Origin of the sequence: Novipirellula herctigrandis (assembly GCA_007859835.1) — a bacterium.
GTDB lineage: Bacteria > Planctomycetota > Planctomycetia > Pirellulales > Pirellulaceae > Novipirellula_A > Novipirellula_A herctigrandis.
The window spans coordinates 750,754-766,003 of record SJPJ01000001.1 but is presented as its reverse complement, the minus strand read 5'-3'; the positions used below and the strand labels follow the sequence as shown (position 1 = coordinate 766,003).

Below are 15,250 nucleotides of genomic sequence, written 5' to 3'. Positions count from 1 at the left end.
ATGCCTAATTCACCGGCAAATGAGGCGGAACGATTTTCGGCAGATCTGGGAGCGGTCCAGGAAACGTTGCTAATTCCGCTCTACTTTCGAGCGATGGAAACCGAACGCGACGACGCAATTATCCGCGACCCCAAAGCTGTCGAGATCGTGGATTCGATCGACTACGACTTTGCTAAATTCGCGGGGGCCTGGAATTTGCAGATGGATGTTGCGGTTCGAACGGAGATATTTGACGAGCGCGTCCGCGAGTTTATTGTCCGGCATCCCGATGCGGCAATTATCAATCTTGGTGCGGGGTTGGATGGTCGTTTCGAGCGCATCGATAACGGACGAATTCGTTGGTGGGATTTGGATCTACCAGATTCGATTGAACTGAGAGAGCGTTTTTATCGCCCGTCGGATCGAAATGCGTTCATTGCGTCCGATTGTTTTGACACCGCATGGATGGACAATTTGGATCTAGGACCGGATCGTCCGCTATTGGTTACTGCGGAGGGTCTTTTTTGTTATTGCGATGAGTTGAAAGTTCGCAGTCTGTTCGCTGAACTTTCGCAGCGCTGGCCGGGTGCCGAGATCCTCTTTCAATCCATTTGCCCCGCGATTGTGGGAAAGCAGAGCACGGTTGCAGCCGTTTGTAAGACGGACGCTGTTTTTCGATGGGGAATTTGTGATGGCCAAGAGGTGTGCGGTTGGGACCCATGCTACCAATACATCGGAGAATGGTATTTGGTCGATCGACACCGACGACGTTGGAAATCGATTCGCTACCGCACTTGGTTTCCACCGACTCGAGCATGGTTCCGCCAAGTGATGAAAATCACTCAGGTACGGTTGGGTTAGGAATTCTTAGCGGGCTCCGCCACGTCGGGTCCCGATCCGGACAAGAAGAAACGGCCTAGAGGACTGTATAGGATCGCAGGCAACAAGACCAAATCGGCGAGAAGTGCTACGAATAACAGTGAGAACATTAGCCATGCAAAACGTTGGATCGGGATGAAGGGACTGAGCGAAAACACCAGCATCCCTAGTCCGCAAACCAGCGTCGTTTGAACCATCGCCGTGGAGCAGGTGGCAAGTGCTGCAAGGACCGAATGTTGGCGTGAGAGTCCTGATTTGTACCATTCACGAAACGACATGATCAAATGGAGCGAGTCGTCCACGGCGATCCCCAACACGGCGCTGGCGGTCATCACGCCGCCAATTTCCACCTTCCAATTCATCGCGCCCATCCATCCAAACACGACAAACGCCGGCAAAATATTGGGAATCATCGCTAAGGCTCCCGCGAACAGGTTTCGTAAAAAGATTGCCATCGTCGCCCCGATTAACACCATCGCGGTGATATAGCTGGTGCCTAAATCGCTCAATAAACGTTCCTGAGTCTTCGCTGCCAACGGCACGCCACCGCTTAACGTGAAGGTAATGTCAGGATCGCCATGCGTCGCCAGCGTTTCGGAAGTTGCCGCTCTCAACTCGTCCATAATCAGATGGTATTCCTGCGGTTTGGACCCTTCGACACGAGCAGTCAAACGCCACAAACGCTGATCGGGATCGACTCGCAATAGACGCAATGATTGGTAGCGATTTAGCGATTGATTTAATCCTGCGTTCAGGCCCGCTCGGTATGCCAAGGCAGCGAGTGAGCTTGTTTTCGATTTCCGCGGAATAGGAGGCGAGAAATTGACTGCTGAAATGAGACTTCCCACTGGCTCGGTGCGGCGGACCCGAGCTTGCAATTGTCCTAAGAGTGCAAGCTCATCCACCACATCACGGCCGTCCCGACTCGGGCACTCAAGCACAATTTCAACCGGCACAAGTGGCCCGATTCGTTGTTCAATCCAAGCGTAGTCGCCAAGCAATTTGGCATCGTCAGGGAACAGGTCATGCAATCCGGTCGAGATACGCAGTCGCACCAAGCCAACGCCACCGAGGGCGATGCAACTCAAAAAGAAAAACAAAACGAGAGGCCACTTACTCAGCGTTCGCCTTAGTAGCCTAACTTGTAGTGATTGTTGGCGTGTCGGGATCCCGATAGTCGCGTTTCGATTCCCTCCAAAATTCGTTGCCCGGCGCGATGAAGGCAGGTACATCGCAAAGTACCAAAGTGTCAACAACGCGGCCAAGGGAACCGCGATTGCCGTATAGAAACCAAACTTATGCACGGGAACGATCTGACTTATCGCAAGCGATCCGAACCCGATTGCGGTGGTAATCGCAGCAAGGAGCGTTGGTTTGAATGCCATGCGAATGGCGATTCGCGCAGGCGGCGTGTCGCTGCTAAGTTGGCTCGCATGACGATAATAGCCGTACATGTGAATGCCCGCGGAAACGCTGAGCACCAACGTCAAGTTGGCCGTCAGAAGTAGAATGCTATCCATTTGTGATCCACTAAAATGGATCAACGCCATTGCCGCTTGCTCGTTATAGATTGCGATCCCAAAAATAACGATTGCGTACCAAACCCGTCTTAAACAGATGATTAAAAGGCCGATGCAGACGAGGAACGAATAGCCGTTTAATCGCAAAAGCGACGATTGACTCGCCTCGTCGATAGCAACCGCTTCGATCGTTGGTCCGGCAAAATGAACTTCGCTTGCGGGTCGATCCAAGACATCGGTCGCGACTCGTCTGGCGAAATCGATTGCACGATGGCGGTCAGCCATGCCGTCATTGGAGACGAGCGCTAATACCGCGGTGGTCTCATCACGCCCCAATATCCAACCGGCCATCCGCACCTTTGCTTGAGTCGCCGTTAATCCGAGCGGTGGGTCCTGCATTTCCTGCAACACCGAATCGCCCGTCCATACGTCTCGAAAGAAAACTCGGCGCTGTTGGTCAAGCGGATCCGCTGCCAATAGCCTTTCGCGAATTTGAGCCAAATTGGGATCACCGAGCTTCGCCCCTTCCCATCCAATCATCAGCAGCTCGTCGCTGCCGAAGCGGTCAAAAAACTGGATTAACCGTTCGGTCTCTTCGAAGCCGGACGGTAACCAATCTTCAACCTTCGTGCCGCTATTTTCCCAGGCCCTCGTGGCACCGATAATGACGATGGGAAACAGAACTAACGCGAACGCGAAACTGGCCAAACGGACCGTCATGCTTGGCCAACGACTTGGCGTTTCATTCGTTGGGGGAATCTCGTTGTTCATGAGTGAACTATCATCTCTTGTTTCCACATCGACGCTAGTTTGTTTGCTGCGTTTTGCGAAAGAAAATCCGGCATGACTCGCAGCGATAAGTTGATCTTTCCGCCCATGGTGTTGATCGATGATGAAACATGAGTGCCGGGGCGAAGTGGTGGCGAACCGCTGAGGCGTGTTAACTTGAAGTTGCCAACGATGGTCCTTCCCCGTTCATCCAAGGGAAGTTTGTTGCGGAATCGGCGAGTTGGGTCGCCTATGTTTGTGACGACACAGGTTGCCGGGCGAGTTGTTCGCGTGGCAAAGAAGAGGGCGCCTGGTATCCTACGGACCGCTGCAACCCCATTGAGAAACATGCCTGCAACTTTCCATCGTTGAATAAAGCGACTTTCCTCGGTGAGCGATTGAATTGCGGAATCCCAATCTTCGATTCCGTCGCGTTGACGAGCCAAAAATCCATATCCGATCATATTGGCCGCGCTTATTCGTACCGCTTTCCGCGGTCTTAGCAGCACTGGCATGTTCGTGACCAGCCATCCGCGTCGCGACGGAGCGTTATGATCGTCATTCCACTTTGCAATCACTCGCATTAGTGCAAGAATCGCCCACTCATTGAGCGACGCCTCACCATTCGTGTTGGCCGCAAAAACGCGTTCGCTTTCTTCTAAATTGAAAGGAACCTCCATCATGCGAAGGCCGCCGCAACGGTCCCGCTGTGTCGTGTCTCTTTCGATATCAGCGGCAACGGTTTCTGCTCGGCGAGTGACGAACCTTAGCGATTCTTTTGCTGTGAACTTCAGTGCCGTCGAACGGCTTACCGGTTCAGGTATCGCTAGATCGACGTTCGCACGCTGAGTCAGATAACGATGAGTCGGTCGCCGAATTTTTGCCGGATCGAAGTTGCCGATCGATGCGGCGTAAATTGCAAAGACATCGCCGCAGAACTCGACGAAGGACACACCGTCGGTTGCCGCGTGGTGGAACATGAATTCAATCGATGTTTCCTCGCCTTGTTCGATCACATTGCATCGAACCGTTGGCCCGTTGCGAGCATCGACGCGGCGATCCGCTGCGGTGGGCTGATCACCGTTGTCAAAGAATTGGACATCGCTGACTGCGTTTTCACTGATTCGCCAAACGTCATGGTCGACGAGGCTGTGAAGCAACGGATGCCACGATATGGCTTCACGAAACGCTTTGCGAAACGAATCTCGCCGCGGTTCGCCAAGGGCAGCCCAGTGTAAGGCGACGGACATCGGATACGAATCGAGTCGTTCGTCGCAAATCATGTATTGCTCGAACGGTGACAGAGGCAATGGGTCGCCTCCATCGATTTCCGTCGGTTTGTTGGATTTGCTCGGCATTCGACAATGGGTTGGTTTACGACTTGAAACGCATTTCGGAAGGAATCTCCGTGTGTCGCATGAATGCGACCTCTGGCAGCAAATCGGTGACGCCTATTCTAGTTCGCCAATTGGACCTCGGTGTATTGTGATCGGTGGGATTGGGAAATTGGAACTCGTTTGTGCTGATCTGTACACCGCCCGGCATGACAGGGAAAGTCCTCGCAATTGGGATTGTCGACGTAACCTTACTTCTTTCGCTAATGATCCGAGTCGCGGGGTGATTTTGGCGACTATACGAACGGATCATTTTGCGCGTTCTTTGCGCGTAGGTATTGATTCATGGGATGAGTATTGACTACCGCCACCACGGATGATTGGCACGAAAACATGAGTCGCGAATTCGACTTTTACCCGCTCGAAGACCGTATCCTGCTTAGCGGCGAGGGTCTTGATGGACATGACGGTTCTATGGACGTCGATGCGGACCTCGCTGCATCGTTAATGCACCATTTCGCCGATGCGGACGGCGAAGTTCTTGATACGCACGTCTTCGAGCCGACCTCGGTAGGCGATTTGGACGCTCCCGATGCGCAACATGATCAACATGATTTGCTGGACGATGTCCATGACATGGCTGAAGCTCCGGCGTTAGATCCCGCACAACCGATCGAAGTGGTTTTCATCGATACTGATGTTGATGATGCGGATACGCTGTTTGATGGGCTGCGTGCCGATGCGGATGGCGAAACGCAATGGGTTGTCTTTCATCTCGACAGCGATTCAAACGGAATCGACCAAATCACGAATGCCCTCGAAACGCTTTCGGGTGTCGACGCGGTTCATATCATCAGTCACGGTGACGGCGAAGGGATCCAACTAGGAAACGTTCGACTGGATGTCGACGAAGCACCCGGATACGCAGGCGACATCGCCTCGTGGGGGCACGCGTTGGACTCTGACGCAGATATTCTGATCTATGGCTGCGACCTGGCGTCGACCGAGTCGGGGCGCGACCTGATCGACATGCTGGCGATGGTCACCAATTCGGATGTCGCAGCCAGTGACGATGCGACCGGGCATGCGGATCTTGGCGGTGACTGGATCTTGGAGTACACCGTCGGCGATGTGTCGACCGACGTGGCCTTTGGATATGTTGCGCAAGCATCCTGGCGAAGCACATTGGACACCACTACCAACCTGGTTGCCCACTATGAGTTTGATAGCGATACCTTCAGCTTTGCCACAGATTCTTCCGGAACTGGAAATCACGGGGTTTACCAGAATTCAGATAACACCACGACCGGCGTGGTCGGAACGCTTGCGGCTGATTTCACCGGGGATGCGGCCGGTCAGAACCAACACATCACGGTTGATGATGATCCATCGATTGATTTTGGCACCGGTGATTTCAGTGTGTCGTTTTGGGTTAACACCACTGATTCTTTCGCGAGCGAAGCCACGGTCATCGACAAACAGAATGGCGGCGATGGATTTCGCATTTTCGTCGAAGCCGGCGGTGTGATGAAGGTCAATCTTTCTAGCGGCGGTTCCAGCGGTACGTCCAACATCGGAGCGATCAACGACGGAAATTGGCACCATGTCACGTTCACTCGTAGCGGTGGCGCGGTCAAGACCTATCTCGATGGTGGGGTCGTTGGTAGCAACTCGGCATCAACACTTGATATCAGCACCACCGCACAGCTGGTCATCGGAGCCGGTGGCGATTCGACGAACGACTTTGAAGGATTATTGGACGATGTCCGGTTGTACTCGAGACAGCTGAGCGATTCGGACGTTACTGAGTTAGCGACACCTCCTCCGGTCACCTCAATCACGGTCGACACCTTTACCGACACGATCGACGGAACGACAACGGACGTGGCAACACTGCTGGCAAACCGCGGTTCGGATGGATTCATTTCGCTTCGTGAAGCGATCATTGCAGCGAACAACACCGCCGGTGCGGACACGATCATCCTGGGAGCAGGAACCTACGTTCTTGACATCACGGGCGATCATGAAGACGTCTCGGCAACCGGCGACTTGGACATTACCTCAGAAATTTCGATCACAGGTGACTCGCCTGCGACCACGATCATCGACGCCTCGGGACTTTCGGATCGCATCTTTGATATTCTGGCCAGTGGAAATCTAACGATCAGCGACATGACGCTTGCTGATGCATCGCATTCGAATCAGGAAGGGGGGGCGATTGACAACGCGGGAACGTTGATGGCGGTCGATGTTGTCATTAGTGGTAACACGGCTGCCAACAACGCCGGTGGCGGTATTCACTCCAGCGGCACCGCAACGCTGGAACGTGTTGCGATCATCAACAACGCCACAATCACGGGTGCCGGTATCGCCGTCACTGCTGGCACGACAACCTTGACGAACGTTACCGTCAGCGGAAATGTTAGTAACAACAACGCTGGCGGAATCAGCGTCTCGGGTGCTTCCACGGTGGTCACTCTTTCTCATTCCACTGTCGCGGGTAACTCCACCCTTAGCAATGGTAACGGTGGTGGTCTGTATAATTCCAGCGGCACCGTCAATATCGCGAACTCAATATTTGCCGATAACGTCTCGCAGTTTGGTGGCAATGACGTCAACGGCTCGGTCGTTAGTAGCGGCTACAACATCATCGAGCACAATACCGGTTTCAGCGGGACCGTTGGAACGGACATCCTAGGCAGCGACCCAGCTCTGGCAGCACTCGCTGTTGACGCATCTTCTGGGCAGTATGTTCACGCAATCGACGTAACCAGCATTGCCTACAACGCGGGTGGCGGCACGCCGCCTGCGACGGATCAACGCGGTTTGGCTCGTGACGCGTCGGCAGACATCGGTGCTTATGAATTTTTGGGTCTGCCGCCAAGCGATCTTCATTCGAGTGCTACAAATGGTGGTGGATTAAAACTAAACCATGACGGCGGAAATGACGCCTACTTGATCGCCGATGATGGTGGGACACTCCTCGGCGGGCTGACGACAATGACGTATGAAATGCAGTTCGCAACCACACATACAGGAACGTTGAATACGCTCGTTTCCTATGCATCGTCAGGAACCTCCAACGAATTCACGTTGATCATCCGGGACACTGGCAATCTGAGCGTCTATATTGGATCAAAAGTCACTTCGACGGCAATGGACTATGGAATTTTGGAAGACGGCAACAAACACTCCCTGGCGGTGACCTGGAATTCTGCTGCAGGCGATTGGCAGATCTTTGTTGACGGAGTATTGGTTGATAGTGGCACCGGACACAACACAGGACAAGCGATTGCCGGAGGCGGTGAGCTGGTTTTCGGACAGGAACAAGATTCCTTGAACGGCGGCTACGATAACGATCAATTGTTTTCAGGAACGTTTTTTGACGCCAGGTTCTTCAACGACATACGGACCGATGCAGAAATTGCGGCGAGTTATCGCAGTTCACTGCCCTATGACGAAGCGAATATGATCGCCAATTGGCGATTCGATAATTTTTCTAGTAATGCCGTCGTTACGGAAACCGTATCCGGAAACAACTTGACGGTCGAGCACGTCGCTGACGTCGGCTTTACTGCCAGCGAGCCAGTGTTGACTTTCGCGGTCGACGAGAATGCGATCACCGGAACCGTTGTCGGCAGCGTTACAGGCATTGACGCTGAGCGCGAAGCAAAGATCGTGGCGTTGCTGGCTGCCGACCCCAATCTCACTTACAGCGCCGAAACCGGCAAGTTCTACAAGGCGAATTTGAACTCACAAACCTGGGCATCGGCGGAATCATCAGCCATGTCCACACTTTTGTCGGGAGTTTCCGGTCAGCTGGCGACGATCGATTCCGACCATGAAAACCAGCTCGTCAGAAATGTGGCAGACATCGCCGGAGCCATTGGTGTTTGGATTGGAGCCACCGACGAAACGGTTGAAGGTGAATGGTGGTGGCGAAACAACGGTAGTGATGCCGCCCTACTATGGAGCGGTGATGAGAATGGCTTCAATCCTAACCACGCCTACGAAAATTGGTCCGCGGGCGAAGCGAACGGGTACTACGCCGATGAGGACTACGCCTACATGGCAACGGACGAAGTGTGGTACGACGTACGCAGCACAGACAGCTTCGCGTCAGTGATCGAATGGGACGCCGACGATGTTCTCACCGTCACCGACGCTCTCACCTACGCCATCGAATCGCAAACCGTCGCCGCTGCCTTTGCGATCGACGCCAGCACGGGCACGATTACCGTTGCCGATGGATCGTTGCTGGATTACGAAACCAACGCGAACCATTCCTTGACCGTTCGCGTGACGGACGTCGACTCGAATACCTACGACGAAGCCTTTACCGTCTCGTTGAACGACCTGGTCGAAACGGACAACGCGCCGACCGATCTGTCCAGCGGTATCGAACTGAACACCGATGGTGGCAACGACAGCTACCTGTATCTTACCGATGGCCGTCCCGTGCTTGGTGGATTGACCCAATTGACACTGGAAACAACTTTCCAAATCGATTCGGTTCCTAGCGGGTACATTCCAATCATTGATTATCAAGAGGGAGGAATTTCCACCGAATTGGGGGTCGCGATCTATCCCGATGGTTCTCTGCAAATTGTGGTTGCGGATGGTGCCCCACAAACGACCTCGGGAACCTATTCGCAATTAATGGACGGTGGACAGCATCACGTAGCCGTCTCGTGGGACAACACCAACGGTGACGTCCATTTCTATGTGGACGGAGAATACGCAGAATCGATTACGGGGGTTGGAACTGGACATGTGCTATACAACGGTACTGCGACACAGTTGGTCGTTGGCCAAGATGCTGATGATGCAGGAGATTTATACACCAACACCGTGTTCACCGGCACCATCTACGACGTCCGAGTCTGGAACGAAGTTCGCAGCGCAGCAGAAGTCTCCTTCAACTTTCAAGCCAAGTTCGACAGCGGAAGCCTGCCATCCGGTCTGGTCGCCAATTGGCAAATGGACGGCTTCAACGGTTCGAGTGAAGTCGTCGATGTCGTCAGCGGTAACAACCTAAGCGTTGGACACGCGGTTGGCGCAGGCTTTGTCGCAAGCACGCCGTTCGATGATTTGCACGTTAGTGAGAACTCCGCTGACGGAACAACGGTTGGTTACGTTTTGCCGACCGATCCTGATTCGATCGCGAATAGCGACCCGACGCTTTCGTATGACGCGGGGACGGGCAAGTTCTATCGACATGTCAATTCGACGACCGACTTCAATACCGCACTGGCTGGGGCATTGGGAGCGGATTTGAACGGCGTCTCTGGGCAACTGTTGACCGTCAACTCGGACTATGAGAATCAGCTGTTCCAACAAAAGGTCATCGAAACCGGCAATGAGATTTGGCTAGGTACGTTCGACACGAACAATGACGGTAACTGGAATTGGCTGGACGGGAACGTTGAATCAAACGACCAATTCTGGACCGGGGGAGACGCCGGTTCCGCTGCCCCCGGATTCTACGCACCAACCTTTAGCCAGTCGAACAACGCGGGAGAGGATTACGCCCGCATCCAAGCCGATGGAGATTGGTTGGATTATGGATCAGACGGACCATTCGCCTACGTGATCGAATGGGATGCCAGTGAAGTTCTATCCGACTTCATTTTCACGCTAACCGATGATGCAGGCGGACGCTTTGAGATCGACAGTAGTACCGGCGAAATCACCGTCGCCGATGGTTCGTTACTGGATTACGAAACGGCAACATCGCATGATGTCACCGTCGAAGTCGCTGACGCAGCAGGCAACACGTACAATGAAGTCATGGCGATTGCCGTTGATGATCTCGATGATCAGCCGCGAGATCTCTACGCCGTGCCGTCCACAGGCGATGCCGATATCCTGGGCTACTACGGCTTTACAGATCCTGCCGACCTGGGACGTGATGATGCGGGCGATGACGCGGACATCACGCTGTTCAATACGCCTACTCCAACCACAGGACAATCGGGTGGCAACGCAATCGACCTTGACGGCGTCAATCAGTATGGCGACATCACCGGCATCACGACCGGCGGTGCGATGACCATTGCGGGTTCGGTGCGGTTCGATTCAACAAGTAACTGGGAGCGAATCGTCGACTTCGGGCAAACGAACGGTGGTGGGATCGGAAATATCATCGTTGGCCGCTATCTCGGCACCGACGACCTGACGTTCACGATCGAACAGAATGGCGTCTACACCCATCGAGCGATAGCCGTTGGAGCCATCACCAACGGCAACTGGATGCACTTCGCGGCCACCGTTGACGATGCCGGCAATATGGTGCTGTATGTGAACGGTGTGCAGGCCGCGACTCAGACTGGCGTGGCTCCGATCGTAGGAGTTCGGGATAACAATTTCATCGGACGCTCTAACTGGTCCGCTGATGACTACTTCGATGGCGCCATTGACAACTTGCTGATCGCCAATGGTGCGATGGCCGCAGGTGAAGTCCAGGAACTGTTCAACCAAACAAATGGCTTCACTGTGTCCGAAGACGCCACCATTGGGACAACCGTCGGAACGCTCTTAGTAGAGCACCCAATCGCGGGCACAACCTACACATTCGATCTGACGGACGATGCTGCAGGCCACTTTGCCATCGACAATACGACCGGCGAAGTGACCGTCGCTTCCTCGTTGGATTACGAAATTGCGACGTCGCACAACGTGACCGTGGAAGTGACCGATTCGCTCGGCCATTCGTACAACGAAGTGCTGACGATCACGGTCGGTGATGTGAATGTGGCACCCGTGATTAGTTCACCCGGCGGGACGCTTCCGTACAACGAAAATAGTGGCCCGTACCTGATTGGTGCTGCAGGCTCGATCACCGACGCCGACAACACGAACTTCGACGGTGGGCAGCTTCACCTGCAACTGACGTCCAACGCGTTGGCCGAAGACGTACTCGACATCCGCAATCAGGGAACTGGTGCAGGCCAGGTCGGAATCAGCGGCACCGACGTAACCTACGGCGGGACCGTCATCGGAACTTATACCGGTCCTGTCACAGGCAGTACTGCGTTGGTTGTGACGTTCAATAGCAATGCCACACTGAACGTCGTCAACGCGGTCCAGGACAACTTGACGTATGAAAATACTTCGGATAGTCCGTCGACGTCGGTTCGATCGATCGAAGAGTACGTCACCGATGGCGACGGCGGAACGAGCAACACAATTTCCGGCGGGATTCAGCCGGTTTCAGTCAATGATGCGCCGGTCAATACAGTGCCTGAATCACAAACGACACCTGTGAATACTGCAATCGTTTTTTCCGGCGGTAACGACAACCTGATCGCAGTTTCCGATGTGGATGCCGGCTCCAATCCGATCCAGGTGATACTGACCGCCACCAATGGCAGCCTCTCCCTGGCAGGTACCACCGGCCTGACTTTCACTGCTGGAGATGGCACGAACGATCCCTCCATGGTCTTCATCGGCACGGTCGCCGCTATCAACACGGCCCTGGATGGTCTGAGTTTAAACCCTGACACCGACTTCAATGGTACCGCCTCGATACAGATCAATACGGGAGAGCCAATCATCAGCCTGTCAGCGGCAACCAGCGCCACTTTGGGCGGGTTAGCGTTTACAGCGGATGATTTAATCCAATATAGCCCGGCTGATGATAGCGCAATTCTTGATTTCGACGGCGCTTTATTTGCTTTGGGTGAAAACATTGATGCCGTCCACGTTTTGGATAACGGACACATCATTCTTTCTACTACCTCGTCAGCCACCCTAGGCGGTCTGGCCTTTAAGGATGGCGACCTGGTCGAGTATGACCCTGTGGCTGACACGGCCAGCCTCTATTTTGACGGACAAACATGGTTCGGATCGTTAGAGGATATTGATGCCGTCCACGTTTTGGACAACGGCCACTTCGTTCTCTCCACTGCCCTGTCGGCCAGCCTTGGCGGGTTGTCGTTCCAGGAGGGTGACCTGGTCGAGTATGACCCTGTGGCTAACACGGCCAGCCTCTATTTCGATGGCGAGACTTTGTTTGAATCGGGAGAGAATATTGATGCCGTCTATATTTTGGATAACGGCCATATCGTCCTCTCCACGGACCTTGCGGCTACTCTTGGCGGTCTAACTTTTAACGGCGGCGACCTGGTCGAGTATGACCCTGTCACTGACACTGCCAGCCTGTATTTCAACAATACATTGTTCGGATCATCGGAAAATATCGATGCGGCCCACATCAATACTGCTCAAACGGATCTCGATCGCGTTGACATCACCGTTGGCAGTACCAATGAAAATCCGACCATTGAATCCACCATTGTCGACCAAAACTTGGACGAAGATTTTGCCGACTACACGATCGACCTGAATGCCGCCTTCGCAGATGCAGAGACCGCTGACAATGCGCTCGTCTATAGCGTTTCCGGGGACACCAATATCCAGGTCAGCATCTCGAGCGGCGTAGCAACAATCACAACAACTGCAGACTGGAACGGCAGTGAAACTCTGACCTTTACTGCTACCGACGCAGGCAGTTTGAGTATCAGCCAGGACGTCGGCTTTGATGTCACTGCGGTCAACGACGCACCAGAAATGGTGAACACGTATGGGACCAACTTCAATACGATTGACGAAGACGCCGTTGACAATGCGGGACAAACGGTCGCCTCGGTATTGGCGTCCTCTGGCCAGGACATTATCACAGATGCCGATGGTGATCCCGAAGGAATTGCCATCACGAACAACAATCCGGACAACGGGACCTGGGAATACTCGATCGATGGCGGTTCGAATTGGTTTGGCGTAGGCACGGTGTCGAGCAATTCAGCATTGCTACTGCGTGACACCGATTGGCTGCGTTTTAATCCGAATGGAACTCACGGTGCAAATGCAAACCTAGGTTTCCGCGCTTGGGACCAATCCACAGGCACCGAAGGCACAAAAGTCAATTCGTCGACCAATGGTGGAACGAGTGCATTTAGCTCCGACACGGAATCCGCGTTGATTAGCGTGACCGATGTCAACGATGCTCCCGTGCTGACGACCGGAGTCTCGGATGCCGTTGCGAGCTATGACTTTGAAAGCGGAGTTGCTTCGGGTATTAGCGGAGCGCCAGACATCACGGTCAATGCGCCAGCAAGCGTCAGTGGCTCGGACGGAGTTTCCGGCAGTGCGGGTGGCTTGTTGTTCCCGGTTGGGGACAGAGATAGTTGGACCCCTCCGGTCAGCATCAGCTCGATTCCGGGCGTCGCGACATCTGGTGAATTCTCGTTCGCCGCCGATGTGCGTTTTGACGCTGGCAGCGGAAATCGATTTTGGGAAACCGTTTTCAGTTTCGGCGGCGGGGCTTCCGACAGCAACGTCTGGATGGGACGAAACGGACTGTCGGACGATCTGCACGTCACCGTCTATGACGGTTCAACCGAGCTAGGAAACATAAACGTGACCAATGCGTTGCAGGGGATCAGTGGCCAGTGGCATCACTACGCCGTATCGCTTGACGCGGGCGGTCAGTTGGAAGTTTACATTGACGGTGTCTCGGCGGGAACGACGAACGTCGGTGGCGTGCCCGATTACTCGGTGTGGGACGAAAACTACATCGGCAGTTCCAACTGGACGGACGACAAGCAACTGCAAGGTGCGATCGACAACATCGCGATCTTTGATTCCGCACTTTCGGCAGGGGCCGTTGCCTCATTGGCTTCCGGTTCGCCCGCAGTTGCAGGGCCAATCCAATACACCGAAAATGATTTCCCCACGACGATCTCGCCGACGATTTCCTTGTCGGACGTTGATGACACCCACCTCGAATCCGCAACGGCCACGATCACTGGTGGTCACGTCAGCAGCGAGGATTTGCTGAGTTTCACTGACCAAAATGGTATCACCGGATCATGGAATTCGACCAATGGCACCCTCACGCTGACCGGCACTGCAACGGTTGCCCAGTACGAAGCGGCACTGCAGTCGATCACCTATGAAAACACGTCGGATGCCCCCGACGTGACCGACCGCACGGTCAGTTGGTCAGTGACCGACGGCACCACGGCCAGCAACGTCGAGACGAGCACCATTGAACTGACCACTGCGAACGATGAGCAGGTTCTCGCTACCAATTCGGGTGCGACCGTCGCCGAGAACTCCACCGGTAACGTTATCACGACAGCAATGTTGGAAACGACCGACGTTGATAACACGGATGCCGAATTGGTTTACACCGTCACGTCACTCGCAGGCAACGGCACGGTGTTGCTAAGCGGAACAGCACTGGCGCTCAATGCTGAGTTCACACAAGATGATATCGACACGGGCCTGGTAACCTACGATCACGCGGGTGCCGAGGTTTTCCTCGACAGTTTCAACTTCAGCGTGGATGATGGTTCCGGGACGGCCTCAACAGGCACTTTCAATTTCACGATCAACCCGGTCAACGACCAACCCGTCGTGATCACCAGTGACGGTGGCAGTGCGACGGCAGCGATTTCATTAAACGAATCGATCAGCGAAGTCACTTCGCTAACTGTATCCGACGGCGACTTGCCCGGCGACACGTTTACCTATTCGATCATTGGTGGTTTGGACGCGCTGGACTTCAACATCGATGCAAGTGGCAATCTGACGTTCGTCAATCCTACCGATTACGAAGCCCCCGCCGATAGCGATGGCAACAATGTTTACGAAGTGATTGTCCAAGTCAGTGACGGCGTCCATACCGATTCGCAAACGTTCACGATCACGGTGCAGGATGTCGATGGCTCGGCACTGACTGTCACGACGACTTCCGACGTTGAT

At 54.1% G+C, this 15,250-nt stretch carries 4 protein-coding genes (1 of these 4 cut by a window edge); 2 read left to right on the top strand and 2 right to left on the bottom strand.

Annotation, left to right across the window (positions count from 1 at the left end):
• Entirely contained in the window at nucleotides 1–840 is an 840-nt protein-coding gene (locus tag CA13_RS02575) for a class I SAM-dependent methyltransferase (protein ID WP_146394459.1), read from the top strand.
• On the opposite strand, the gene CA13_RS02570 is transcribed toward CA13_RS02575, so the two are convergent.
• Together CA13_RS02570 and CA13_RS02565 are read right to left on the bottom strand one after the other, a co-directional pair.
• The gene (locus CA13_RS02570; RefSeq protein ID WP_146394458.1) at nucleotides 837–3,149 is read right to left on the bottom strand and encodes an efflux RND transporter permease subunit; all 2,313 of its coding nucleotides are present in this window, start codon (nucleotides 3,147–3,149) and stop codon (nucleotides 837–839) included. The two genes, CA13_RS02575 and CA13_RS02570, sit on opposite strands and share 4 nt — an antisense overlap.
• Nucleotides 3,146–4,504 (bottom strand): hypothetical protein, encoded by a 1,359-nt coding sequence (locus tag CA13_RS02565; RefSeq protein ID WP_146394457.1) that lies wholly within the window; start codon nucleotides 4,502–4,504, stop codon nucleotides 3,146–3,148. The genes CA13_RS02570 and CA13_RS02565 overlap by 4 nt, the downstream gene beginning before the upstream one ends.
• A gap of 333 nt (nucleotides 4,505–4,837) precedes the next feature.
• On the opposite strand from CA13_RS02565, the gene CA13_RS02560 reads away from it, so the two are divergent.
• Nucleotides 4,838–15,250, top strand: partial view of a VCBS domain-containing protein gene (locus tag CA13_RS02560; RefSeq protein WP_146394456.1) — the 5' portion only. 17,712 nt of this gene lie beyond the right edge of the window; only the first 10,413 of its 28,125 coding nucleotides appear in the window; the start codon lies at nucleotides 4,838–4,840; its stop codon lies off the right edge, out of view.